This is a genomic window from Shewanella maritima, from assembly GCF_043643735.1.
GTDB lineage: Bacteria > Pseudomonadota > Gammaproteobacteria > Enterobacterales > Shewanellaceae > Shewanella > Shewanella maritima_A.
On sequence record NZ_JBHZSM010000006.1, the window covers coordinates 47,550 to 72,713 of the forward strand.

The 25,164-nt window shown below is 42.8% G+C and carries 21 protein-coding genes; 8 read left to right on the forward strand and 13 right to left on the reverse strand.

The window, feature by feature from the left end; translation table 11 throughout:
* Positions 1-21: 21 nt before the first annotated feature.
* The gene (gene thpR, locus ACHUGF_RS08655) at positions 22-615 is read right to left on the reverse strand and encodes an RNA 2',3'-cyclic phosphodiesterase (protein WP_394130438.1); all 594 of its coding nucleotides are present in this window, start codon (positions 613-615) and stop codon (positions 22-24) included.
* Between the two features lie 218 nt (positions 616-833).
* Here thpR and ACHUGF_RS08660 point away from each other — a divergent pair, with 218 nt between their 5' ends.
* The 4 genes from ACHUGF_RS08660 (at position 834) to ACHUGF_RS08675 (ending at position 9,556) form a co-directional block, all read left to right on the forward strand.
* Complete coding sequence (locus ACHUGF_RS08660) at positions 834-3,098, forward strand: putative bifunctional diguanylate cyclase/phosphodiesterase (RefSeq protein WP_394130440.1); 2,265 nt, start codon at positions 834-836, stop codon at positions 3,096-3,098.
* Positions 3,099-3,229: 131 nt separating this feature from the next.
* A complete protein-coding gene (hrpB, locus tag ACHUGF_RS08665; RefSeq protein ID WP_394130442.1) occupies positions 3,230-5,770 on the forward strand; it encodes an ATP-dependent helicase HrpB in 2,541 nt (846 codons plus the stop codon).
* Positions 5,771-5,812: 42 nt separating this feature from the next.
* Entirely contained in the window at positions 5,813-8,161 is a 2,349-nt protein-coding gene (gene mrcB / locus ACHUGF_RS08670) for a penicillin-binding protein 1B (RefSeq protein ID WP_394130444.1), read from the forward strand.
* A gap of 249 nt (positions 8,162-8,410) precedes the next feature.
* Positions 8,411-9,556 (forward strand): GGDEF domain-containing protein, encoded by a 1,146-nt coding sequence (locus tag ACHUGF_RS08675; RefSeq protein WP_394130445.1) that lies wholly within the window; start codon positions 8,411-8,413, stop codon positions 9,554-9,556.
* Positions 9,557-9,617: 61 nt separating this feature from the next.
* On the opposite strand, the gene ACHUGF_RS08680 is transcribed toward ACHUGF_RS08675, so the two are convergent.
* From ACHUGF_RS08680 to ACHUGF_RS08715, 8 genes are all read right to left on the reverse strand, one after another.
* Positions 9,618-10,478, reverse strand: a complete 861-nt coding sequence (locus tag ACHUGF_RS08680; protein WP_394130446.1) for an ion transporter — start codon at positions 10,476-10,478, stop codon at positions 9,618-9,620.
* A 201-nt stretch (positions 10,479-10,679) separates the two neighbouring features.
* On the reverse strand, positions 10,680-11,006 hold the full coding sequence (locus ACHUGF_RS08685; RefSeq protein WP_394130448.1) for a hypothetical protein: 327 nt from the start codon (positions 11,004-11,006) through the stop codon (positions 10,680-10,682).
* An 18-nt stretch (positions 11,007-11,024) separates the two neighbouring features.
* Positions 11,025-11,672 (reverse strand): hypothetical protein, encoded by a 648-nt coding sequence (locus ACHUGF_RS08690; RefSeq protein ID WP_394130450.1) that lies wholly within the window; start codon positions 11,670-11,672, stop codon positions 11,025-11,027.
* Positions 11,673-11,678: 6 nt separating this feature from the next.
* Positions 11,679-12,368, reverse strand: coding sequence for a PspA/IM30 family protein (locus ACHUGF_RS08695; protein WP_394130452.1), 690 nt, complete (start codon positions 12,366-12,368; stop codon positions 11,679-11,681).
* Positions 12,369-12,378: 10 nt separating this feature from the next.
* A complete protein-coding gene (locus tag ACHUGF_RS08700; protein WP_394130454.1) occupies positions 12,379-12,792 on the reverse strand; it encodes a YjfI family protein in 414 nt (137 codons plus the stop codon).
* Between the two features lie 77 nt (positions 12,793-12,869).
* Positions 12,870-14,642 carry a polyamine aminopropyltransferase gene (locus ACHUGF_RS08705; RefSeq protein WP_394130455.1) on the reverse strand — a complete coding sequence of 591 codons (1,773 nt, stop codon included), beginning with the start codon at positions 14,640-14,642 and terminating at the stop codon, positions 12,870-12,872.
* Positions 14,643-14,644: 2 nt separating this feature from the next.
* Positions 14,645-15,544 carry a DUF350 domain-containing protein gene (locus tag ACHUGF_RS08710; protein WP_394130456.1) on the reverse strand — a complete coding sequence of 300 codons (900 nt, stop codon included), beginning with the start codon at positions 15,542-15,544 and terminating at the stop codon, positions 14,645-14,647.
* 13 nt (positions 15,545-15,557) lie between these two features.
* On the reverse strand, positions 15,558-16,538 hold the full coding sequence (locus tag ACHUGF_RS08715) for a hypothetical protein (protein WP_394130458.1): 981 nt from the start codon (positions 16,536-16,538) through the stop codon (positions 15,558-15,560).
* A gap of 141 nt (positions 16,539-16,679) precedes the next feature.
* Here ACHUGF_RS08715 and glnE point away from each other — a divergent pair, with 141 nt between their 5' ends.
* The 4 genes from glnE to rimI all read left to right on the forward strand — a co-directional run bounded on the left by glnE (position 16,680) and on the right by rimI (position 21,551).
* Positions 16,680-19,535, forward strand: a complete 2,856-nt coding sequence (gene glnE / locus ACHUGF_RS08720; RefSeq protein WP_394130629.1) for a bifunctional [glutamate--ammonia ligase]-adenylyl-L-tyrosine phosphorylase/[glutamate--ammonia-ligase] adenylyltransferase — start codon at positions 16,680-16,682, stop codon at positions 19,533-19,535.
* Positions 19,536-19,651: 116 nt separating this feature from the next.
* On the forward strand, positions 19,652-20,650 hold the full coding sequence (locus ACHUGF_RS08725; RefSeq protein WP_394130460.1) for a sensor domain-containing diguanylate cyclase: 999 nt from the start codon (positions 19,652-19,654) through the stop codon (positions 20,648-20,650).
* 105 nt (positions 20,651-20,755) lie between these two features.
* Positions 20,756-21,106: a hypothetical protein gene (locus ACHUGF_RS08730; RefSeq protein ID WP_394130461.1), complete on the forward strand. Its 351-nt coding sequence runs from the start codon at positions 20,756-20,758 to the stop codon at positions 21,104-21,106.
* Positions 21,099-21,551, forward strand: a complete 453-nt coding sequence (gene rimI / locus ACHUGF_RS08735; protein WP_394130463.1) for a ribosomal protein S18-alanine N-acetyltransferase — start codon at positions 21,099-21,101, stop codon at positions 21,549-21,551. The genes ACHUGF_RS08730 and rimI overlap by 8 nt, the downstream gene beginning before the upstream one ends.
* A gap of 110 nt (positions 21,552-21,661) precedes the next feature.
* On the opposite strand, the gene lipA is transcribed toward rimI, so the two are convergent.
* The 4 genes from lipA to ACHUGF_RS08755 all read right to left on the reverse strand — a co-directional run bounded on the left by lipA (position 21,662) and on the right by ACHUGF_RS08755 (position 25,032).
* On the reverse strand, positions 21,662-22,627 hold the full coding sequence (lipA, locus tag ACHUGF_RS08740) for a lipoyl synthase (protein ID WP_394130464.1): 966 nt from the start codon (positions 22,625-22,627) through the stop codon (positions 21,662-21,664).
* Position 22,628: 1 nt separating this feature from the next.
* The gene (gene lipB, locus ACHUGF_RS08745; protein ID WP_394130631.1) at positions 22,629-23,279 is read right to left on the reverse strand and encodes a lipoyl(octanoyl) transferase LipB; all 651 of its coding nucleotides are present in this window, start codon (positions 23,277-23,279) and stop codon (positions 22,629-22,631) included.
* A gap of 111 nt (positions 23,280-23,390) precedes the next feature.
* Positions 23,391-23,657 (reverse strand): DUF493 family protein YbeD, encoded by a 267-nt coding sequence (gene ybeD / locus ACHUGF_RS08750; RefSeq protein ID WP_394130465.1) that lies wholly within the window; start codon positions 23,655-23,657, stop codon positions 23,391-23,393.
* A gap of 166 nt (positions 23,658-23,823) precedes the next feature.
* Positions 23,824-25,032: a serine hydrolase gene (locus ACHUGF_RS08755; RefSeq protein WP_394130632.1), complete on the reverse strand. Its 1,209-nt coding sequence runs from the start codon at positions 25,030-25,032 to the stop codon at positions 23,824-23,826.
* Between the last annotated feature and the right edge of the window lie 132 nt (positions 25,033-25,164).

Here is a 25,164-nt window from a genome sequence, read left to right on the forward strand (position 1 = left end):
CAACGGTGCTTGGGAGGTGAATTAGTTAATAATTTGCTTCCCAAGCGGCCAACTTGCTAAGGCTTGGTAACAAGGCTTAATTGATAAGTTTTCTCCGGATGATTGGTAGAGCGTCAACATGTCTGGCGTGAAAGTAATTGGTTGCGCTAATGTCATTGGAAAACCATCATTCGATAAACCTTTAGCCAAATCTTTCACATTTCTAATTAAACTAATATGCGGTCTAAATGGCTGCGTTGGCTGGAAGAATTTCAAAGGCTCAATGAGCTGTTGTAGTGTTTGATGCATGATATCGAGTTCGGCAGATTTTATGCCTGTTAAGCAAATGAGATTTGCTGTTGGCCAATGTTCAACTTTCGACATTGGTAAGCTAAAACGCGGTTTTTGCAGCTGCTCTATTCTATTGCAAAGCGAGACTACCTTCTCTTGTTCAACTTGACCCAAAAAACGTAATGTTAAGTGTAAGTTACCTGGATGGATGGCGGCTAAAGGCTTAAAATGTCGCTGCGTTGTGTGCCAGTGTTGCTGAATATATTGCTGTAATTGAATGAGTTGTCCACAAACGTTGTTTGATAAGCCAAACCCTAGGAATAATCGTACTTTTGTCGATGCCATAATGGTCCTTAAGTTTGATTGAAATTTATCTTTGGATATAAATTATTACAAAGCAGTCAATTTTTTAATAAAAATGATTGGCTTAGATAGCTATCAACTTTAATAAATGCAATTATCATCTATGATTAATTTTACACGGCCATCGCAGTACCAAAACAAATAAAATAACTGCAAAATATAAATGGACCGACTCCCTAGCATTTTGATTGAGTAACGACATGTTCATAAGCACACCACAACTACTTAAAAGCGTCCTTCAGGATGGCGCTTTTGATAGCGAAGAGACTTCCACGTTATCCATATTGGATCATGCACTGGAATATATTTGTGAGTCTTCAGCTTGTGGTGGTGCATTTATTATAACTAGTCAACAAAATAACGTATTTGCGCCTAGCCTCAATATCGTCGATACCGCTAAGAAGCAGGTTGCCAGTCGCTTTATCGATGAGCGTTCGCAGCAAGCTGGGTTTACTCAGGCAGTCACTGAAGATCAAGCCTTAATGGATGCGCTATTAGATAGTCGCTTAAACCTTGAGTTGAATATTGAAGATTTTGGGGCTGAACATGACGATCCTCAAGTACAAGTTATTCTACAGCGGCTGCCCTTTGCATTGTCGCAACTATCCAGTTGTCAGCATGTTGAAATAAGTCCTGCAATCACAGTGGGCAATGTCACGGTTATGGTCGGTACGTTATATTTTTCTCACATGTTGCAAAGTACACAAGAGCAAGGAAACACCTTAGCTTGCCGTCATTTTATTTTGGAAGATATGGCATTTCAGGTGGCATCTTCCAAAGAATTACAGCGTGTTTCTTCGCTACTTGATAGCAAAGAAAAGCAATATCAAGAGCTGTTCCAGCAGCTACCTATGGCGTGCGCCTTAATTGACACAGATAACTGCGTCGTGATGCAAAACCAAGTAGCAGAAAATAGTTTGCCTTTGTTAGTTGGTCAAAGTCTATTTTCTATATTGCAGTTAGAAGATCATTCACTACTAACCGATACTTTACATATCGTTCGTACAGGAGTGCTACGCCAGGCATATTGTGAAATCCCATTGCGTACCAGCATCCAGCAGCATTGGTATAAACTCAGTTTTTGCCAAGCATTAAATAGCCAAAAGCAATTATTGTTGATGGTTGAAGATATCTCTGAGCGATATCGATTAGCTGATGAATTATCATTCCATTCCAATCATGATGCACTAACTGGCCTACCTAACCGTTTACAGTTTGAAAGCATGTTGGAAGAGCTGCTTAATGATAAAGACGATATTCCTGCTTGTGTTGCCTTCCTAGATTTAGATCAATTTCAGGTGATTAATGATTTAAGTGGCCACCAGGCTGGTGATCAGTTACTGCAAGAAGTGTCTAAGCGCTTGAAGCAGTTACTTAGAAAAGGGGATATTGTTGCACGGTTAGGCGGCGATGAATTTGGCTTATTAATGTATTACGCCGATGAAGAGTCAGCCAAGCAAGTGGCTAAACGGATATGTCATCAATTATTTGATCATGAGTTCATGTGGAATAAGGTCAAACACAATGTCAGTGCCAGTATTGGTATTGCTACATTTGATCGCAACGCTACCGATATTTATGATGTAATGAGCCAAGCTGATGCCGCTTGCCGAGTCGCTAAAGAAGAAGGCCGTAACCGGTGGCATTACTTCAGCCCTGATGATCCCCAAACCCACATACTTTATAACCAAATGGCTGCTTCTGTAGACATTACTGGTGCGTTAGCGAACAACAAATTTGAGCTTTTTTATCAGATTATTGAGCCGCTTGAAATGGCAGAGGATGGTCTGCATTTAGAAGTGTTGTTGCGTATGGTGCAAGAGGAAGGCAATTATGTCTCACCTGGCGTCTTTTTACCTGCTGCTGAACGTTATAATTTGGCATCCCGTGTAGACCGTTGGGTGATTGATAATTTATTACGTTGGGGTGGTGAGAATTTGCACGTTTGGAATGAGTTGTCGATGGTATCGATTAACTTATCTGCCATTTCTTTAGCTGATCAAAAGTTTATGGGATGGCTTGAAATGCGTTTAATGGTTGAGCCTGAATTGGTTGATAAACTGTGTTTCGAAATCACCGAAACAGCCGCGGTGAGTCAATTACAGCAAGCTGCAGCCCTCATAGAGCTATTACGACCATTAGGATGTAAATTAGCGCTAGATGATTTTGGCGCAGGCTTCTCTAGTTTTGCTTATTTGAAAAGCTTAGACGTTGATTTTGTCAAAATTGATGGCCAATTTGTAGTCAATCTTTGTCAGGACAAAAGTGATGAAGCTATTGTGAAGGCTATCTGTCAGTTGGGTAAAGATATGGATTTTCAGGTCATTGCTGAGTTTGTTGAAAGTGAAGAAATCGGCAGGCGATTAAAAGCGTTAGGTGTCGATTATGGTCAAGGATACGCCATTAATAAACCGACCCCATTAGAGGAATTACTCACTGGTAAGCGTCAAAGATGGTTGACGTAACCATGCTAGATTTTCACAAAAATTATTCAGGCTTTAGTAGACAAGATTCGTGTTAAAGCCTCTCTTTGATTGTCATACTCCACTGCAAAGGTTTACCATTGCCTTCATCGTTAATGAATAACTAAGCATTTATGAGCCAGTTACCCATTTACCAAGTGCTCAGCGAGTTAAAAAGCACCCTTCATCATCACCAGCAAATCATTTTAGAAGCGCCTACTGGAGCGGGTAAATCTACGGCTTTGCCTTTGGCCATGATTGATTGGCCAGAAATAAAAGGCAAAATCCTATTGCTGGAGCCTAGGCGAGTTGCAGCGCGCAATGTGGCTCGTTTTGTTGCCCAATCATTGGGTGAAAAGCTGGGGGAAAGGGTCGGTTATCGTGTACGTGGTGAGTCAAGAGTCAGTGATAAAACCCGCCTTGAGGTCGTCACAGAGGGGATACTGACACGAATGATCCAACAAGATCCGGAATTAACCGGTATTGATATGATCATTTTTGATGAAATTCATGAACGTCATTTAACAACTGATATCGGTTTAGCACTGGCACTAGAAGTGCAAGCATCTTTGCGTGAAGACCTCACTATTCTAGCAATGTCAGCCACACTAACAGGTTTAGCGCTTGAATCTGTTATGCCAGATGCAGTGCAAATTAGCTGTGAGGGACGAAGCTTCCCCGTAGAGACACTTTATAGACCTGTTGCTGGGCAGCAAGCTTGGTTAACTCATCTGCAGCAGGTGGTCTTAGGCGTCATCAACAATCCAACAGAGACTGAAAAGCCTTATCATCAAGGCTCAATATTGGTGTTTTTACCTGGCAAGGGAGAAATTCAATCGCTAGCTGAGAATCTAGCATCATTATTACCAGCGCATTATCAAATATGCCCATTATACGGTGAATTATCGACCTCTGAGCAGCAAAGAGCGGTTGAAGCCGCGCCTGATAACAAGGTTAAACTGGTGCTGGCGACCAATGTGGCCGAGTCGAGCTTAACCATAGACGGCATCAGTATCGTGATTGATGCTGGTTTTCAACGTAGCGCTAAATTTAATCCGAAAACTGGGGTGAACAAGTTGAGTTTGGCTCGAATTAGCCAAGCATCTGCAGCCCAGCGTGCCGGTCGCGCAGGGCGCTTACAGCCTGGTCTTTGTATCAGGTTATGGAGTCATGAGCAGCAAGGGCGGTTGCTCGTTGCTACGCCACCTGAAATCACCCAAGCAGAATTAACCCAAGTCGCATTAGAGTGTGCTTACTGGGGAGAGCGAAGTATCAAGCAATTAGCCTTGTTGACAGAGCCTCCAGCGGTACATGAGTCTTTAGCGTGGCAATTATTGCAACGACTTCAGTTAGTGGATGCTAACCACAAAATAACGCCTTTGGGACGCCAAGCATATCAACTAGGTACTCAACCTCGATTGGCGCATATGTTGTTAAAATCGAAAGCCTTAACAGAGGGGGAGGCCACAAAGGATTTAGTGGTGCTAGCTTGTGTGTTGGCTGCGATAGTAGATGCCAGAGGCTTACCTCGCAAAGGCGCTGATATTTATCATTATTTGCCTTTGGCGCTAAAAGGGCAAATATGCCAACAAGTTAAACAATATTTAAAGCGATTGAATGTATCTGCTGATCTCAGCCAAGTGCTGCAACATGCCAATACCCAAGATATTGGTTTTTTATTGGCATTAGCTTACCCAGATAGAATTGCCAAGGCGCGGGGTAAACAAGGTTATCTATTGAGTCATGGCTGCGGTGTGATCTTAGCGGCAGAAGATAGCTTAGCGGCTGAAGATTGGTTAGTCGTGGCAGACTTTCAAGAGATGAACCATCAAAAAAGTGGCCGTGTATTCTTGGCGGCTAAATTTCATCCCTCATTGTTACAACAAGCGTTAGCCTATTTAGTCACCGAGCAAGAGTATGCTGGTTGGGATGAACAAAAAGGTCGTTTCTATGCTGAAAAACGTCAGCTATTAGGTAAAATTCAATTAGCTACAGAGTCAATCTCACAGCTTGATAAGCGGTTATTGAACCAAGCTTTATTGACTCAAGTACGTGCTAAAGGGTTAAGTTTATTTAGTGATTACCCTCAACTACAGCAGTTGCAATTACGCGTTAATTTAATGCGAGAACACGATACTCAATATGACTGGCCTAATGTCGATGACGCTCATCTACTTGTTTCACTAGATGAGTGGTTAACACCTTATTTATCACAAGTGCGCACTTTATCCGGGTTGGCTAGATTAACGGTTGCGACACTGGTGCATAACAGCTTACCTTGGGAGCAACAACAGAAGCTGGCGGGTGCGGTGCCAACTCATTGGTTGATGGCGACAGGCACTAAAGCGCCGATACGTTATCAGCAGGATCAATCTAATGATCAACAAGCTAGCCAAACACGTGGATTATTGAGCGTACGTCTTCAAGAGGCTTATGGTTTATCTGAAAGCCCATCGTTATTTAATGGTAAGCTTAATATCACCATGGAGCTGTTATCCCCAGCACAGCGACCTATTGCCGTCACGGCTGATTTAGCCAGTTTTTGGCAGGGGCCCTATGAGCATGTAAAAAAAGAAATGAAAGGGCGTTACCCCAAGCACCTTTGGCCTGACGACCCAGCAAATACCAGTGCGACTAAGTTCACCAAAAAAAGAACATTAAATTCGTCACGCTGATTACTATCTAACGTTTACCCAGTGAATAAGCAGTAAATAAACATGGCAAAAGCAAAAGCAGCGGCAAAAAAGACAACCAGAAAACCCGCTAAGTCATCAAAAAAGAAAGTGTCCCAAAAAGCGCATTCGAGCCGATTTCGCAAAGTGATAAAATCGCTTTGGGGGCTGACGTGGAAGTTAGCAATCATCGCTATTGCTGCAACCAGCTTTTATGCCATTTACCTTGACCAGATTATTGCGCAAAAGTTTGAAGGACAAAAGTGGCACCTACCCGCTCAAGTGTTTAGCCGCTCTATGGCCCTTTACCCGGGTGCAGCGGTAAACCATCCACAATTGATGGCTGAACTTTCTTTGCTGGGTTACCGTAAAGTGGCTAATCCTACTCAGGTTGGCGAGTTTTCTGCCTCCAAAACACGCATAGAATTATGGCGTAGGCCTTTTTTACATCCAGAAGGCGATCAAGTCGCACAACGGGTGATGATTAGTTTCGATCAACAAGGCGTGGATTCTGTTCAGCGCTTACCCGATAACCGCGAAATGGCCGTATTTCACCTTGAGCCAGTATTACTCGATCGCATGATTACCACTGGAGATGAAGATAGGTTATTTGTTAAGACTGAACATATGCCATCGACCATTATTGATGCGCTGATTTTAGTCGAAGATCGTAGCTTCTATGACCATTATGGCATTAACCCAGCAGCGATTGCTCGCGCAGCTATGGTTAATATCAATGCGGGTCGAACAGTTCAAGGTGGTTCTACATTAACTCAACAGTTAGCTAAAAACTTCTTCCTATCCAGCCATCGTAGCTTAGTTCGTAAAGCACGTGAGGCGTTGATGGCGTTGATTATTGATTTTCGTTATAGCAAAGATGAAATTCTTGAAGCTTATTTGAATGAAGTTTACATGGGACAAGCAAAAGCCCGCGGCGTACATGGTATGGGGCTCGCGTCGCAGTTTTACTTTGGACGGCCCATTGCGGAATTAACCATAGATCAACAAGCCTTTTTAGTGGCGGTGATTAAAGGTCCTTCCTACTACAACCCGTGGCGTTTCCCGGAACGTGCTCAAGCAAGACGAGATTTAGTATTACGGATTTTAATGGAGAACGATAAATTAACGGTTGCGCAATACAAAGCAGCAGCAGGCGCGCCTTTAGGGTTGAGAAGCGGCAAACACTCGGTGAACAAAAAGTTGCCAGCATTCTTTGCAAGAGTACGTGAAGAACTCAATGAACGTTATGGTTCAAGCTTGTTACAACAGTCAGGTGTGAAGGTGTACACCACTTTAGACCCGATAGCGCAGGAGGCCGCCGAGAAAGCTGTCATAGACACCTTAGCGACGCTAGATAAGCGCACCAAGGATGTGCAAGTAGGAATGGTTGTCACTGATAAGTACACTGGCGGTATTGCTGCGATGGTGGGTGACAAACAGCCAAGTTATGACGGTTTCAATCGCGCAGTCAACATTAGAAGGCCCATTGGCTCATTGATGAAGCCATTTGTTTATGCAACCGTGCTGAACAATGGGAGTAAGTACACCCTAGCCAGTCATATTGAAGATAAGCCTATTACGCTTGAGAATGGCCAAGGACAAACTTGGTCACCGCGTAATGTCACCAACGAATTCAGCGGTAATGTACCTCTATTACAAGCATTTAAAGATTCTATGAATGTGCCAACCGTAAATGTGGGTATTGATGTTGGTGTAAAAAATGTGGCTAATACATTGTCTAAAGCGGGTTGGTCTGAGGCCGTACCAACTTATCCTTCAATGCTATTAGGGGCCGTAAATGGTTCTCCGTTAATGGTGGCGCAAGTATTCCAAACGCTGGCTGATGGCGGTCGATATCGTAAATTGTCTTCTGTGACAGCTGTGTTAGACAGTCAAAATAATCCCTTGCCGGTTAAGCGTGTGCCATCTGCGATGGCCTTAGACCCTGCAACCGATCACCTTGTACAGTATGCCATGAGTGAAGTGGTGCGTCAGGGGACAGCGAGGCGCTTAGGCAATGCATTTCCACATACACGATTAGCGGGTAAAACTGGTACGAGTAACGATAGCAGAGACTCATGGTTTGCAGGCTTTGATGAGCGTAACGTAGCGGCAATTTGGGTAGGCCAAGATGATAATAGTAAAACAGGTTTATACGGTAGCAGTGGTGCCATGGCTGTTTATCAAGCGTTTTTGCAGCAGCGGCCCCCTCTAAGTTTACGTATGTCACCTGTTGATGGCATTGTAAATGGCTATTTTGATGTGAATACTGGTGTTGCAATGCAGCCAGGTTGTGGTGATGTGGAACTATTGCCTGCATTAGAAAGCAGTTATCAACCTGCAAAAAACTGTGGCGAACCATTGTCTTGGTGGCAAAAGCTGGTCGGGCAGTAAATAGATAGTGATAAATAGATAGCAACTAAATGAAGGCAGTAACTGGCTGGAAAATTAGGCGGAAAACCTAGACGAAAATAATCAAAAGGGCAGTCGCTGAATCAATTGATTGAATAGCTTTAAGCAACATTCAGTTAGTCAATGTTCTATGATTACTTGATGGCATATTCGTACAACTACTCATCTATATTGCCTGTGTGATGGATAAGTTAACGACAGAATAATTAGAATACTTAAGAAGGTTACTACATGGGTAGATTCTGGCAGGGTCTAGTTATCTATAATAAGTCCTCAATGGGCCATTATCGGTTCAAACATTTTCATATCCACCAAGTGATGCTGCCTTATTCTAATTTTATTCTCACCGCTGTGGTGGTTTACTTTTTATTCATTGGATTTGACTTTGCTCACTTAGATGAGCATTTCGAGCAAGCGGTGCTCATCCGTGTTGTTTTATCCATTTGTTGTATTTCTGCCATGCTTTATTTCAAGAAGCAAAACCCTAAATATCTTGATGTGGTTGAACTCATACTCATTTGCCTTATTTACTGGTCTTTAATGTATATCGGTCAACTGGCGATGGCACAAAATGATTATAACTATCAATTAGGTGGTGTGTTGGTGATGGCGTATGTAGCAGCGTTATCTCGAATGCCATTTGCATTTAGCTTTATCAGTTTAAGCTATATGATGCTCTTGTATTGGCTGATGATTGCACCTGATCGTTTAGCGATGAATTATGATGCTGAAGTCGATCGTTTATCTATTTATTTTGGCCTGTATTGTTTTGGATTGATTGCCAGTATCAGAAGAGATTCTGAAACCAACAAGGCGTATGAGCAATATCGGCAAATTCGCCGTCACCAGTTGCATTTAAAGGCCAGTCGTCGTGATTTAGCCGATCAAGCTGTCACTGACCCATTGTCAAAATTAAGAAACCGACATTACTTTTCTCAACAAGCTTCGGCCGTTGAGAAGCATGCCAAACAAAATCAATATCCTATTAGTGTATTAATGATAGATATCGATAATTTTAAAATCATCAATGACTCTTATGGTCATCCATTTGGTGATGAAGTGATTCAACAAGTAGCAAAAGTGATTCAGCGTCATTGTTCAGTGCTGACAGACATGAACATACGTTATGGTGGTGAAGAGTTTTTATCTGTGTTTATCCGGTTATCGCAAGATGAATTGGCAACGTTGGCTAATCTATTAATCGATGACGTAGCTAAGCTACAGTTGTCTATGCCTGATGTACAAGTCACAGTGTCGATTGGCGGGGCTTCTGCACAAGCACGGTCAAGTTCGTTAAATAACTTAATTATCCGTGCAGATAATGCTTTATATCGAGCAAAAGAAGAAGGTAAGAACTGTTTACGTATGTCGCAGTGACATTGTTAACGCGCATTTTAGTTACTTACATCTATCTCTGGTATCTCAAGGGATAGCGTGATTAATCTTGCTTATTATTGTTGTGAAGCTTTTGCTTGAGTACAGATTTAAGAGATTCAATCTCGCTCAACATTTGTTGCTGATTCTGCTCCATTTTCAATTGTGTTTTTTCCATATGTTGCTGGTTTTGCTCCATGCGCTCTAATGCGTGTTCAATGTCCGATTTTATATCTGCACGCTCTTCTTGTGCTTCTATCCGGTCTGCTTCATCTGGGGCAACGAAAACAGATGCCATGTAACCTGAAATGATACCGAAAAAGCTCACTCCACTGATTATTACAACGCTACCAATGATATGACCAGCGGTGGTGACAGGATAATAATCACCGTAACCTACCGTTGAAATGGTCACCAGCGCCCACCACAAAGCTTGTTCTGCTGTGGTTATATTGGCATCAGGTGCGCCAGATTCAACTAGTAGAATAAAAATTGATGAGAAGCTGAGGATTAATATCATCGCTAGCATCAAGCTTGAAAGCGTTGTCTTTGCTCGCTGTTTGATTAATGGTAAGAGTATGGATTGACTCATTTTTAATAGCCGTACCACCCTTAAAATTTGGAATATGCGTGCAAAACGCAATGCTTCAATAGCTGGAATGCTGGCAATAAAATCTATCCAATGGTTGACCAAATAATGCTTTTTGTTATGAGCGGTAACCAAGCCGGAAAAAAAACGCGTTAAGAAGATAATACAAATGCCGGTGTCAATCATCAGCATCAAGCGGTAAATTTCTTGGTTGAGCTCACCAAATGTCATGGTTAACACGATGGCCACAGAAACAAGTGACAATATCATCATCGCAAGGTCAAAAGGGCTGAAACCGGAATCGTTTTTACTCGTCCACTTCTGTTTATTTATCATAAAAAGATCCGTTTTCACTTAGGCAATACGTTGCTGATATTAGGTCATTACTGAAACTATCATAGCAAAAGATAAATATGTTTCAGTAACTAAATCATCAATTAACCTAAGCTGATTTTCTTACATGCTCAGAGCCAGGTATTTTAGGGGCAATAAAAAACGCCTGCATAAGGCAAGCGTTCTTAAGGTTATGTATTCGCGCTATTGTTGTACAACAAAAACGGCTAAGTCGTCGAGTACCCGTTTTTTGATTTCCAGTTGTTGATCGGGTGAAAGATCGTATTTTTCAGCCAACAGTACATAATCTGCAGGACTGAGTGACACTGTTAACCTGGGTCTTTTAGGGCGTTTGGATATCTCTAAACCTAAAATGGTTCGGATTTGGTCTGAAGGGCTTAACCCTTCATCCAATGCCGCTTTACGAATGGCGTATTGAAACTTTTCATCCAAATCAAAAGCGACTTGGGTTGCTTTCGCGGCTTTTTGATTCTTTAACCACTCTTCTGGTAATGTTTTCGACTTAGTCATGTTTGCCTAATTATTCCGTTAACTTCCCGGCCAATAATCTCTGATATCTGAAAGTGGGCGATATAAAGTTAGCATTATTTCAGTGTCTCCACATTCATAAACTTCAATATCAATAGCATGCGTATCTTCATTGTTGACTAAACAGTAACTCTGAAATGGCTGAGCTTGCTTGTCATCTTGTGGAGGCATGTTGTGGCGGTAATCACCGCGATGAAAGTAACCAAAGGTAGCGAATGATACTTGATGATATTCATCACTTAGCCAGTTACTTAACTCGTTGTCTACTTCCGCTGGAACATCTTGCGTGTGTAACGTTACCTTACCTGGCTCTTCAAAGATGTTGGCAAACTCATCAAGGTCAAATAAAGCTTCAACAACGCTTCGGTTGATTTTCAGGGAAAAGCTTAAGTACTCTTCATCTTCTTGCACATGAGACATGAAGATGGCGTTACCATCACTACCACGCAGTAGAAACTCACACTGTTTGCTGCGCTCATACTCGTACGTATGAATCGCTTCTACTTTAAGTTGTTGTTTGCGCAATTGTGGTGGCAAGGCAAAGCTGTCATCAAGGGTGACCATGTCACCCTTGAGCAGCTCTTTGGGATGACTAAGCTGACGCGTTGGAGCTTCTTTCTTGCCAAACAGGCCTTTTAGAAATCCCATAATGGCTTAGCCTTTTTTCGCTTTAAGGCGGTCTAATACCGCGTTTGCGCTAGACTTTTGCTCGCCAATACCCGCTTCAGCTAGTCTGGCATGTAGTGACTTGTCACTGTCTTCTTCTGCAAGTGCTTCAGAAGCTTGTAGACGATCGTCAAACTGTTGCTGACGTGCCTTGATACGCTCTAAAGAGTCTTTGGCATTAAGCAACTTAGAGTTACTTGAAGCAAAGTTATCAGTGATTGTAGCAGTGGCTTTTTGCACGCTTTCCGTGGTTTTTACCATGCTTAACTGGCGTTGGTAATCAGACAGTTGACGCTCAGTCTTCTTCACTAAGGTTTTGAGACGTTCAGCATGTGCACTGAAGCTTTGGTTTGCTGTTTGTTGCTCAGCTAACTCTTGCTCAAGTTGTGAAATTTTCTCTGCAACTTCAATGGCAAGTGCTTCGTTGTCTTTTTCAAGCGCTTGTACTGCATAACCTTCGTGCTCGGTGATGCTACGTTGAATACGTTCAACTTCGCGGCCCGCTTGCATCTCTTTAGCCATTACGTCTGTCAATTCACGTTTAGCTTTAGTTAGGTGCTTTTCAGCGTCACGAATTTCTTGTTCAAAAATACGTGTAGAGTTTGCATCAACGATGCTCTGTCCGACTTCATTTGCGCCACCGCGAAATGCGGTTAAAATTTTATTTAGAATGCCCATAGTTGGCTCCTTATTTCAAAAAGTCGACGAGTTCGTCGATGACTTCTAGACAGTTGTCTGAAAGTACGGCTAATTCTTGTTCCACCTCTTCCATGCTTGAGTGCACAGATAAGGCGCCGTAAACCACATATTTATCGTCAATTTTTGCAAATGAAGATAATGGCATTGGAATATTAAGCTCCAACATGGTCTCGAACATCTCTAAACGACGTTCAGGGTTTACTTCGTCTTCACCCCATAAGTAACTGATGCATAGAATTTGAGTATCAGTTACAGATACGAAAACAGGGATTTCTTCACGGCCAATAATGTTGGCTTGTAATACTTCAACATCACCCTCGACTGGGTAACAGTCGAATTGGAAACCGGTGCTGCTTTTGTCACATAAACCATTTAGGTGGTTTGCAATAGTATGAATGTTCATAGTTGTCCTTGTTGACATATTATGTCTGCGAATAAAGATAGCACTTAGACATAATATGTCAAGCGCATTTATTAAGATTAAAAAAGATTAATCACTTGTTCTTCGGACCATGCCCCTAGGTGGTAGCGGTACAACTGTAATGATCCAATCTCATTAATTTTGATCTGGTCTAAATCGTCGTAAAAATGTTTAGGGAATTCAAATGAACTATTTATTAATCCCATCGTAATCCAGTCTGTTTCTACCGGCAGTTCAGGTAATGCTGTCAACCTGTCACGGGCATTGGCACCTGAAAGTGTGCCGGCTGTCCAACCCCATTGGCCAAAACTCGGTACATTATGATTGTATTGTGAGGTGGTAAAACCTGCACTGGCCAAGGTTAAGCCAATCGATTTAAATGCCTCGGGTGCATGGTAGGGAGAAGTAGATTGAATACTCACCACACCATCAGCACTTAGCAGTTCACTGATTTTTCGATAGAACAAATCAGAATATAACTTGTTGAGATCCGGATGGCTTGGATCTGGTAAGTCGATAATAATGGCGTCAAAGCGTTGATCACTCGCTATTAATTTGTCGACACCATTAAAGGCATCATCAAAGATCAATGAGATCCTTGGATCATTCAATGCGTCCTCATTTAACCGAATAAGTGCTTGGCTAAGACGTTTTGGCATCTCTTCTGGTGGATGTTTGAATAGTGTCACTAAGTCTTCATCCAAATCCATCAATGTGACAGATTTAGGGTCCCAATTAAGTGCTTGCTTTAACCCTAAACCATCACCGCCACCGATTATCAAAATATGGTCTTGTCTTGCACTAGCAGCTAATGTTGGGTGGACTAAAAAGTCATGGTAGATCTGCTCATCACTACTGGAGAACTGCAAACGACCATTGATATATAAGTTATACACTGGCGGCTTGTTATTACCGCGCAGTCGCTCTGTAAATGTGAGTTGCTGGAACCGGGTAGACTCCGAGTAAATGACCTTATCTTTATACAATAGGTTATTGAAGCTTTGTTCCCAATTAGGTCCTTTTACTGCCAAAATACCAATGAGCACACTAGCAAAAATATGGCCAACTAACAGTAATTTATTAAACTTAATATTGGGCCAAAAACGCCAAATAAACAGTAATCCTGCAATCAGGTTCACAGATGCAGTCATCGCGGCAGCTAGCTGGATATCAATGGCCAGCATGAAGCCAACCCAAATGGCCGCGCCGACACCAGCACCGATGTAATCAGCGCCATAAATTGTCCCTGCATTGTGCAATAAATGCTCTTCAGAGAGGGATTGCCTTACTCTGGCAATTAGCGGTATTTCCATACCAATCATTAGCCCTAAAATTACACCCCAAATATACGGGATATAATGGCTTAAGCGTTGAAGAATATGGATAAAACCGCCATCAGGCAGTTGATCGCTTGGCAGATTTAACTGGGTGGCAATAGCAAAAGGCAGCTGGTGGCCAAAGCCAATCATAGCTGCAGTGAGTATGATGGCGAAGGCCCCACACAAAGCGACAGTTAATTCTAAAATGGCAAAGCCGGTGAAAGCACAGCGTATTTTTCTGGCAGCAAATGCACCGACACCCATGGATACAATCATCAGGCCTATCATGGTGTATATGGCGGCTTCTAACGCACCTAAAATTCGGCCGGCATAGTGTGACAGTAAGTACTCATAAATCAGGCCACAGCCGGCTAATGCGGCCATGATCCCGAGTAATAATACATCGTCAAACCAAGATACTCTGCGTTTTAGAGGTTGCGCGGATGAATGAGGGGAGGTTTGCTCCTCCCCAGTTTGCTCAATTGCCTTAGGGGAGGAAGAGGTATCAGACATGATTACGCCATTAATGCGGTTAACACTAATGCCACAGCAATACTGATTGCCATTTCAACGGCAGCAGTACCAATGTTGTGTTGTTTTTCCACTTCGTCCGTCAGGTTAATTCCCATCAATACTAGTTTTTTCACTATTGCAATGATGGCTGATAATAGGACTAACATGATCAGCGAGAACATTAACCACGCGCCAATGTTGTATAAGTAAGCACTTGGTTCATAGTAAATAAAGTGGCTCGCGGCGTTAAAGCTCAATGCCATTGCAATCATGTAACCACTTTGACGAAGGGCTAGGGCCGTTTGACCTTGAACAAGTGCGGCTTGCATTGACGCCCCTTGGTTACGCGAAGCATAACGTTGCTCACGAAAGCGAGTTAACACCACTAGCATGAGTTGTGAAATCATAAATGCAATAAAGATAGAAATGAAGGTATCGACAGTGAGATCTTCTGCCCACATTAATACGGAGCGAATAATGATGGCAGTGGCAATGGCTGCTGCGGCATCAACAATCGCTACCGAGATATTACCTTTTAAGATTTGATCATTTTTAGCAAACTCATTAAGTGCCACTTTATCAAATAACACACGACCTAATTTAATCAGCACTAAACCAAATAAACCATAAAGACTCATGCCAATGGCTTCAATTAAAAACGAGTCTGCTGCTTCACCTGTAATCGCACCTGTTAGTACAATACCTAAAGCAGCAATAGCACCAGCGGTACTGATACCGAAAGCAAAGTTATCTCGTTCAGATAGTTCTTCACGGCTGTTAACTTTTACTGTCCAACCTTGCAAAAAACGCATGAATGTCAGTAAGCAAATAGCGATCACTAAATCGATAGTTAAGATGATCATCAGATCCGATGAAATCCCATATTGTTGAATAAAGTTCATGACGATTCCTTACCTACTTACCTAAGCGTATACCGCGTGATGTGCGGTTGGATGAATTTCTAAGACTGCTATTGTTTCGATTACTGTTACTGGCGTAATTAGAGCGGAACTTCCTATTTTGAGTGGTTCCGGCTGTGCTGGCTCTTGGGGTACTTGTTGATTGTCGAGACAAGCTAGTTGAGCCAGTTCTATTCTTAGCGTACGGGCTATCAAAGCGTTTACCTTGGCGATCAAATTGTCGACGGGTTTGCTCATAAGTACGATTCTGTGCCGTCGCTTGTTTCGGTGATGTGTAGCGATATCGGCCAACGTCATTGTAATAGCTATAGCCACGACTGCCTGACCAACGGTCGTAGTGAATTGGGCGATGGAACATGTTAGAGAACATAGAATACATGCCATACCAAGCCCAGAAAGACATACCACTAGAGTTAGTTTGCCAAGATCCATAAGCAGGGTTGCCAACCAGTTGGCTACCTGCACCGTAATCTTCGCTGCCATTGGCAAGCGCTTCAGCTTCACGACTCATGGCATTAACACGTGCCAGTGTGCCTTGTGACATATCTGCAATCACATTAACGGGGTCAGATAGCATGTCATTAAACAAAGACACATCAGCAGCTTCATGGAGGTTTTGTGCTTCGCTGAGTTGCTGGTCTAAATTAACAAAATTGGCTTCAGAACCGAGCTCTGCAACGCGACGCTTAAGCGACTGATACATCGGGCCTGTTGTCGTTGCATCTTTGGCCAGTTCATTAATTAATGGGGCTAATTCCGGCTGTTGGTTAGCCAAAATGCCTGAGTACTGGCTTAATAAATTCGCATTGCGAACTTGGCCATTATCTAATGCCGAAGCTAATACAGATAAGCGCTGTTCTGACAATTGCTGATACTTGGCGATTTGCTCAGGTCTATCATCACCACAACCGGTTAATGATAACCCGATAAACATAACCATCGCCCACTTCAAAGGGCTTAGGAGTTTGCCAATCATGATTTCTCCAAATTGTATATTTTTCATGTGCTAATTGAACATGACACAGGGTATAGTAACCCAATACATCAAGACGTTAACGAGTAATAGATATAACACTCGCGACATAATATGTCTAATTTCATTGCGTAAGAGGATATTATCGCTATGGAAAATCAAAGTCACAAGACTTTATCTGCACAAATGCAAAGCACGTCAGAAGCTTACTGGAACCGATTTTGCGAAATTTGGCCTAATGTTGATTCTAGTTTATCTGCCGAAGATGAACAGGAGCTTAAGCTAATATTTAGTCTAAGTGACTTTATTGCCGAACAGTTGTGCCGACACCCGCATTGGGTGCCCTTGTTATTTGATGGCCTATTAGCAGACGTTAAACGTGTTGAATTTGAAACTGAACTTCATCAAAAACTGTCTATTTTAACTCATGAAGATGAAGTCAAACGATGCCTTCGTGATTTTAGAAATTTACATATGGTGCGTTTAGCATGGCGTGATTTCCTGCAATATACCCCTATAGAAGAGTCGCTACTTGATTTATCGACCCTAGCTGAATCGTTAGTGATTGCCGCGCGAGATTGGCTCTATCAAGATATGTGTCAGCAATTGGGTACGCCAATGGACAGTGAGGGTAATCCTCAGCCGCTATTGATATTGGGCATGGGCAAGTTAGGTGGTCGTGAGCTCAATTTCTCTTCAGACATCGATTTAATTTTTACTTTCCCAGAACATGGCGAAACCGTTGGCGGAAGACGCACTCTAGATAATCAGCAGTTTTTCATTCGAATGGGGCAACGGCTGGTCAATCTATTAGACCAAGTCACTATTGATGGCTTTGTATTTAGAGTTGATATGCGTTTAAGGCCTTATGGTGAGTCAGGTCCATTGGTCGTCAGTTTTAGTGGTTTAGAAGATTACTATCAAGAACAGGGGCGAGATTGGGAGCGCTACGCTATGGTCAAAGCTCGCGTGCTTGGGCCTTGGACTGGTTATAGCGATGAGTTACATGACTTACTCAGACCTTTTGTGTATCGCCGCTATATTGACTTCTCTGCAATTGAATCATTACGAAAAATGAAGCAAATGATTGCTCAGGAAGTCAGAAGAAGGCAACTAAGCGACAATATTAAACTTGGTGCTGGCGGCATTCGTGAAGTGGAGTTTGTGGTGCAAAGCTTTCAGCTCATTCGTGGTGGGCGTGAACCATCATTGAGGCAGCAAAGTTTATATGCCGCTATTGATACCTTATACAAACTAGGACAGTTAGAGTATTTAGCCGTAGATGAGTTGAAACAGCACTATACCTTTTTGCGACGCGTAGAAAACTTGCTACAGGCCATTGGCGATCAACAAACTCAAACTCTGCCGAGTGAGCCATTACACTGGCAACGCCTTTGCTATAGCTTAGGTTTTGAAGATGAGATCGATTTAAGGCAGCGTATTGGCTTAGCTATGAATAAAGTGCATGGGCACTTTCAGGCCACCGTTGGCGGGGAGACCGCAAAAGACAGTCAAACACATTGGTCAACGCTGCTATGGAATATGCAGCAAGATGAAGATGTTGAATCATTGATGTTGGAACAGCAAGTCGAAGATGAAGCATTGTGGCCATTATTAAAGAGTTGGCGTGACACTGTGCAAAAGCGTTCAATTGGCCCAAGAGGACGTGAAACCCTCGATAAATTGATGCCCAAATTACTCGAGGAATTATTACATTCACCAGAGCCGAGTCAGGCATTTAAGCCTGTGTCTCACGTGCTTGATAAAATTTTAACTCGCACCACGTATCTTGAATTATTGTGTGAAAACCCTGGGGCGAGGCAACAATTGGTGCGCTTATGTAGTGCCAGCCCATGGATTGCCCAAGAGCTTGCCAATTTCCCCATGCTGCTTGATGAGCTTATTGATCCAGCTCAGTTGTATGACACCACATCTTTAGAAGATTACCCGAACGAGTTGCGCCAATACTTGCTGCGTGTCCCTGAAGATGACATGGAGCAACAAATGGAAGCCTTGCGCCAGTTCAAGTTATCTCAGCAGTTGAAAATTGCCGCGGCTGATGTCACAGGTGTTTTACCTGTGATGCAAGTGAGCGATCACCTCACTTTTCTCGCTGAAGCCATTATTGAGCAGGTAGTATTACAAGCTTGGCATCAGGTAGCGAAGCGCCATGGTGTGCCTGAAGGTACCAATGTTAATCAAATGGGCTTTGCAATTATTGGCTATGGCAAGCTAGGTGGAATAGAGCTTGGTTATGGTTCAGATTTGGACTTAGTTTTTCTGCATGACAAATTATCAGCTGGGGTGACAGATGGTGCGAGGCCGATAGAGCACAATCACTTTTACTTGAAACTGGCACAGCGCATTATTCACTTGTTTGCAACCAGAACCAACTCTGGCGAGCTATATGAAGTAGACATGCGTTTGCGACCTTCAGGTGCATCAGGCCTATTAGTCAGCGAGATTGAACGTTTTGCACAATATCAAGCGACTGAAGCATGGACATGGGAGCATCAGGCGCTGGTTCGCTCGCGTTTTGTATTTGGTGATGATGCGCTGGCATCGCAATTTAGTGAGCAACGTGCCAAAGTGCTCCGGAATCAGCGCGATCAGCAAGCGCTTGCTAAAGATGTTCGCGACATGCGCATAAAAATGCGTGATCACCTACTCAAAGTGTCTGACGATACATTTGATCTCAAGCAAAGTCCTGGTGGTATTGCAGACATCGAGTTCATTGCACAATATCTAGTATTGGCGCATGCACATCAATATCAAGGCTTGACCATATGGTCTGATAACGTGCGTATTTTTGAAGTGCTAGCTGAATTAGAGTTAATGCCGTTTGAGCAAGCTGAAGTGCTGACGACAACCTATTGTCTACTTCGTGATGCTAACCATGCATTGACGTTGCAACAGAAAAAAGGTCATGTGTCAGTGTCTCGTTTTGATGCTCAAGCACAAGCTGTGGTGGCGATATACCAGCAATATCTTAATATCTAGATATAAAGGTTAAATTTCACTGATTCAATTTGAATTTAGTTCAAGTTGCTGCTTATATTAAACTTACCTATTACCAATTGCGGCAGTCTCTTTGCTAAATATCGAAAGGGTTTTATATGCTAGCGGCGCCGATTCCTAAAAACGAACAAACTCGAATCGATACATTGAAAAGTCTCAATGTATTAGATACTGCTGCAGAGGAACGTTTTGATCGCATTACTCGGCTGGCACAACGATTGTTCTCGGTGTCGATATCCTTAGTTAGTCTCATTGATACTGAAAGGCAGTGGTTCAAATCCTCCCAAGGTTTAGATGCCAGCGAAACCCCGCGTGATATCTCATTATGCGGCCATGCTATCGAACAAGACAGCGTTTTTGTTGTGGAAGATAGCACAGCAGATGAACGTTTCGCTGATAATCCACTTGTTATTGGTGTACCCTTTTTACGCTTTTATGCTGGTTATCCACTCACCATGCCAAATGGCGTTCGTGTCGGTACGCTGTGTATTATCGATGAGTCTCCACGCCACTTTTCAAAGCAAGATGTTGCCGCGCTTGAAGATTTAGGCCGATTGGTTGTTGATGAACTCGTCTCAGTGCAGCGCTCAACGATTGATACGCTCACGGGGTTATCTAATCGCTGTGGCTTTGAAATGCTTGCCGCTCAAGTATTAGCAAGCTGTGGTCGCCATGGTGTCGATACCAGTTTACTGTATTTTGACTTGGATTATTTTAAACAAATCAATGATGAATATGGTCATAAAGAAGGTGACTTTGCACTGCAATCATTCGCCGATCTTTTAAAGTCCTGCTTTAGAGAATCTGATGTGATTGCTCGCTTTGGTGGCGATGAATTTGTGGTGTTATTAAGTCATCAACCTGAAATGCCAAGCACAGAAGTACTTGATGCATCTGTGCAAATTAACATTGTTTTGCAACGTTTTAGTGCTGAAATTGCCGCTCATAATGCCAAGCATAATAGACCTTACGAATTGGCCTATAGTGTCGGAGTGTGTCAGCGCCTTTATACAAGCCCTCTTACCTTGCAAGCCTATCTTGCTGAAGCTGACAAAGCGATGTTTGAAGTGAAAAACCAGCATCATCAACATGATTGATGATTAAACATTACAGTTTCCCCTTTGATAGTTAACTCGCCCTCTGCAATGGTTTACACTAGCCTTTGTTAATTTCACCTTAGTCACACCACACTTGGATGCTTAATGGATAAAACAGCCTATCTAGATGCGATGAATATTACTCGATGGCGCAGTGCAGACAAGCCTGGTAAGCCTTATATGGTGTTGCATGATCTTGATGCTGATATGCATGAGCACGACTTTATCAACCGAGTATTGTGCTTGATGGGAGTTGACCCACAACAATGTGATTTTGACTGTACGCTAGTGTCAGGCCCACAGGTAGTGTGGGATATGCGTAAAGTAAAAATGCGGCCTAGGGTTGCTTGGGTAGTGACCTCACCACTTGTCGATATACTACAAAGTGCAGAAAGTAAGCGCGACTTATGGCAACAAATTGTCAGCTATAAAAATACTCAGGCTAGTGATGACTGATTGGCAGATATTACCACTGAGTGAAGATGATGTGCCGCGAATGCATGTAATCGAAGTTGCTGCGCATTCACACCCTTGGAGTGAGGTTAGCCTAGCAGGGTGTTTTGGTAAACTGTACCGTTGTATTGGCGTGTATTGTGCTGAAACCAATCAACTACAAGGGTTTGCTATTGTGCAGCAAATTATCGATGAAGTAACCTTGATGGATATCTGCGTGCACCCTGATGCGCAAGGTTGTGGGCTGGGTAAGCAGTTACTCAATGAGGTGATAACACAGGCGCAGTCGAATCGAGCAGTTAAAATCATGTTGGAAGTCAGGCGTTCTAATACATCAGCGATTGGTTTGTATGTCAGTCAAGGCTTTGAGCACACTGGTATAAGAAACAATTATTACCCGACAGCCACAGGTCAGGAAGATGCGCTGCTTTTGGATTACACTTTCTAACGTCGCAGTGAAATATATCTCTCACCGAATTTAAGTCATAAAAAAACGACGCGATTAAGCGTCGTTTTTTATTGCTTGTAACAGCGCCTGTTACAGCATTCAAAGCTACACTATTTTACTTCTTTACCTTGCGCTTGTAAGTCTGCATGGTAACTAGAGCGCACCATAGGGCCACAAGCAGCATGAGTGAAGCCAATGCTTTCGGCGAGGTCTTTTAACTCATCAAACTCAGCAGGTGGCACATAGCGTTCAACCGGTAAGTGGAACTTTGATGGTTGAAGGTACTGACCTAGCGTCAGCATCTCAACTTTATGCTCACGTAAATCATGCAGTACTTGCGCGATCTCTTCGTTAGTTTCACCTAATCCCATCATTAACCCTGATTTTGTCGGGATGTGAGGGTGACGTTCCTTGAAGCGTTTCAGTAAATCTAAAGACCACTGATAATTAGCACCAGGACGAGCCTTGCGGTAGTGTTTAGGTGCCGTTTCAAGGTTGTGATTGAATACATCAGGTGGCTCAGTGGCAATGATGTCTAATGCTGCATCAATACGACCACGGAAATCAGGTACTAAAATCTCAATTTTTATTTCAGGATTAAGAATGCGGATTTCACGAATACAGTCGGCAAAGTGTTGAGCACCACCATCGCGTAGGTCATCACGGTCAACAGAAGTAATCACAACATACTTGAGTTTCATATCCTTGATGGTCTGTGCCAGTTTCTTTGGCTCTTCTGCATCTGGCTTTAAAGGGCGACCATGAGCGACGTCACAAAATGGGCAGCGGCGTGTACAAATTGCACCCAAAATCATGAAGGTAGCAGTGCCATGGTTAAAACATTCTGCAAGGTTAGGGCATGAAGCTTCTTCACACACAGAATGTAAGCCGTTTTTGCGCAATGCTGACTTAATTTCTGTGATGCGTTGATTCGATGCAGGTAGTTTTACGCGTAACCAATTAGGTTTGCGCAACATGGTTTCTTTTTCAGAAGGAACCACTTTCACTGGAATACGTGCGACTTTTTCGGCATCACGCAGTTTTACACCAGGTTGTAATCTTTCAGGCCTATTCATATTATTCTGCTAATCCTTGATGATGTACAAGTTCTTGGTAGCCCAATACTTTGCTTAATGTTTGAATCAGTTTATCGCCAGCCTCAGTTACGGTTTGAGGGCCATTCAATGCTTTACATTGCACCATTTCCATACCGGCATAACCACAGGGGTTAATCCGTTGAAAAGGGCCTAAGTCCATGTCGACGTTCAATGCTAAACCATGAAACGAACAGCCTTTGCGGATACGTAATCCTAAAGATGCCACTTTGCGTTCAGCAACATATACTCCAGGCGCATCAGCTTTTGCATAGGCTTCAATGCCATACATTTGCAGCATATCGACAATACTTTGCTCGATGTGATTAACCAGTTGGCGAACGCCTATTTTACTGCGTTTTATATCAATAAGAGGATAAACCACTAATTGGCCTGGACCGTGATATGTCACTTGCCCACCACGGTCTACTTGAATGACTGGAATGTCGCCTGGATTGAGGATGTGTTCAGCTTTACCAGCTTGGCCTTGGGTAAACACAGGGTTGTGTTCCACAATCCAAAGTTCGTCTTGGCTGTGTTCGTCACGATTATCGGTATAGGACTGCATTGCGTGCCAAACTGACTCGTAATCTTGACGTCCTAAGTGTCGGATATGTAATGCTTGAGTTTGCAAGGGCAACCTCTCCCCTTAATGATACGCGTTATTGTATTAGGCTAAAGTGAAATACTTGACTGATTTTGTCGGGATTATACTTGACTTTAGCGCTAACACCGAGTGATTTATTTACAGTACGCGTTTAACGCCTTCAATCGCGGCAAGATCTGTGTACGCTTGCTCAATATGTTCTTTACTGGTTACCGTAATGCGGATAGTCACAGAATAGTAGCTGCCTTTGCTTGACGCTTTGACCGTAGGTGAATAATCACCTGGTGCTAAACGCTGGGCCACTTCAACAACGCGATCAGCTAAGGTGTCATCAGCATCACCGATCACTTTAAACGGGCAAGAGTTTGGGAACTCCATGACTTCATCAAATGTTGTATTTAGCATCTTGTTACTCTTTAAATGTCTGTACAGGCTATATGGTGATGATTATACCTTATTCAAGTGCCAGTTTACCTCTCAACATAAAAAATCAACAAAGATAAACACGCCTTATTAACTGAAAAAATAAAAGCCGCAATAATGCGGCTTTAACTTATTGAATAATGGATTTTTATCCAAACCAGCCTGCAAATAATTGTCTAAAATAATCCATTAACTTGCTGAACCAGCTACCTTCTTGTACTTCGTGAAGGGTCACTAACGGGAATTGAGCCACATCTTGGCCATCTAACTGGAAGTAAACATGACCGACAGTTTCGCCTTTAGCTAGAGGAGCTTTCAGCTCCTTGCTCAATTCAAAGTTGGCTTGTAAATCCTTAGCTTTACCACGATTGATCGTAATTGGCGTGTCTGTCACAAGCCCTAAATCAATTTCTTCGCGGTCGCCATACCAGATTTTTTGAGTGACGAAGGTGTCACCAGCTTTATAAGGTGTGATTGTTTCAAAGAAACGGAAGCCATAATTTAACAGCTTCTTACTTTCAGCTTTACGAGCTGATTCACTTTGAGTCCCCATAACAACGGTAATAAGACGCATGTCGTTATTGGTTGCAGAGGTGACTAGGTTAAAACCTGCACCTGATGTATGGCCGGTTTTGATGCCGTCGACATTCAAGCTTTTATCCCACAGTAAACCATTGCGGTTGTATTGTTTAATACCGTTAAATGTGAACGATTTTTCTGCATAAACGCGATACTCTTCTGGTACGTCACGGATAAGCGCAGCACCTAGAATAGCCATGTCATAAGCCGTGGTTTTGTGTTGATCAGAATCAAGACCGTGTGAATTTTCAAAGTGACTATCGTGCATGCCAAGTTGCTTTGACCAAGAGTTCATCAGATCAACAAACGCGTCTTCAGTACCCGCAATATGTTCAGCCATAGCAACACAAGCATCGTTACCCGATTGAATGATGATACCGCGGTTTAGATCGGCAACTTTGACCGTCTTACCCACCTCAATAAACATTTTTGATGAGTCTGGGAAGTTCTTCGACCAAGCATTTTTTGAAATAACCACATCGTCTTCTAAAGAGATGTTACCCACTTTAACTTCATGACCAATCACGTAGCTGGTCATCATTTTGGTTAAGCTGGCAGGGTTTAAACTTTCATAGGCATTGCTTTCTGCAATAACTTTACCTGTGTTGTAATCCATTAATACAAACGCTTTAGCCGCTACATTCGGCGCATCTGGGATCACAACTGGAGCACGGTTAGGCGTCGGACGAGGATCTGGCTGTGGTGTCGAGGCCAAAGCTGAAAAAGATACTGCAGATAATAGCAGCAAAGAATGTAATGGACGTTTCGCAATACTCATCATGGATTTTACAAATCTCTTGGTCATTTTTTTAGCTGGTTGTGATTTTTATCAGTCTCTAATTAAGCACAGCTTAAATGTATAAAAGTAATAAGTTGTGGCTAGAGACTTAATAGCACGAATTAAGTGATT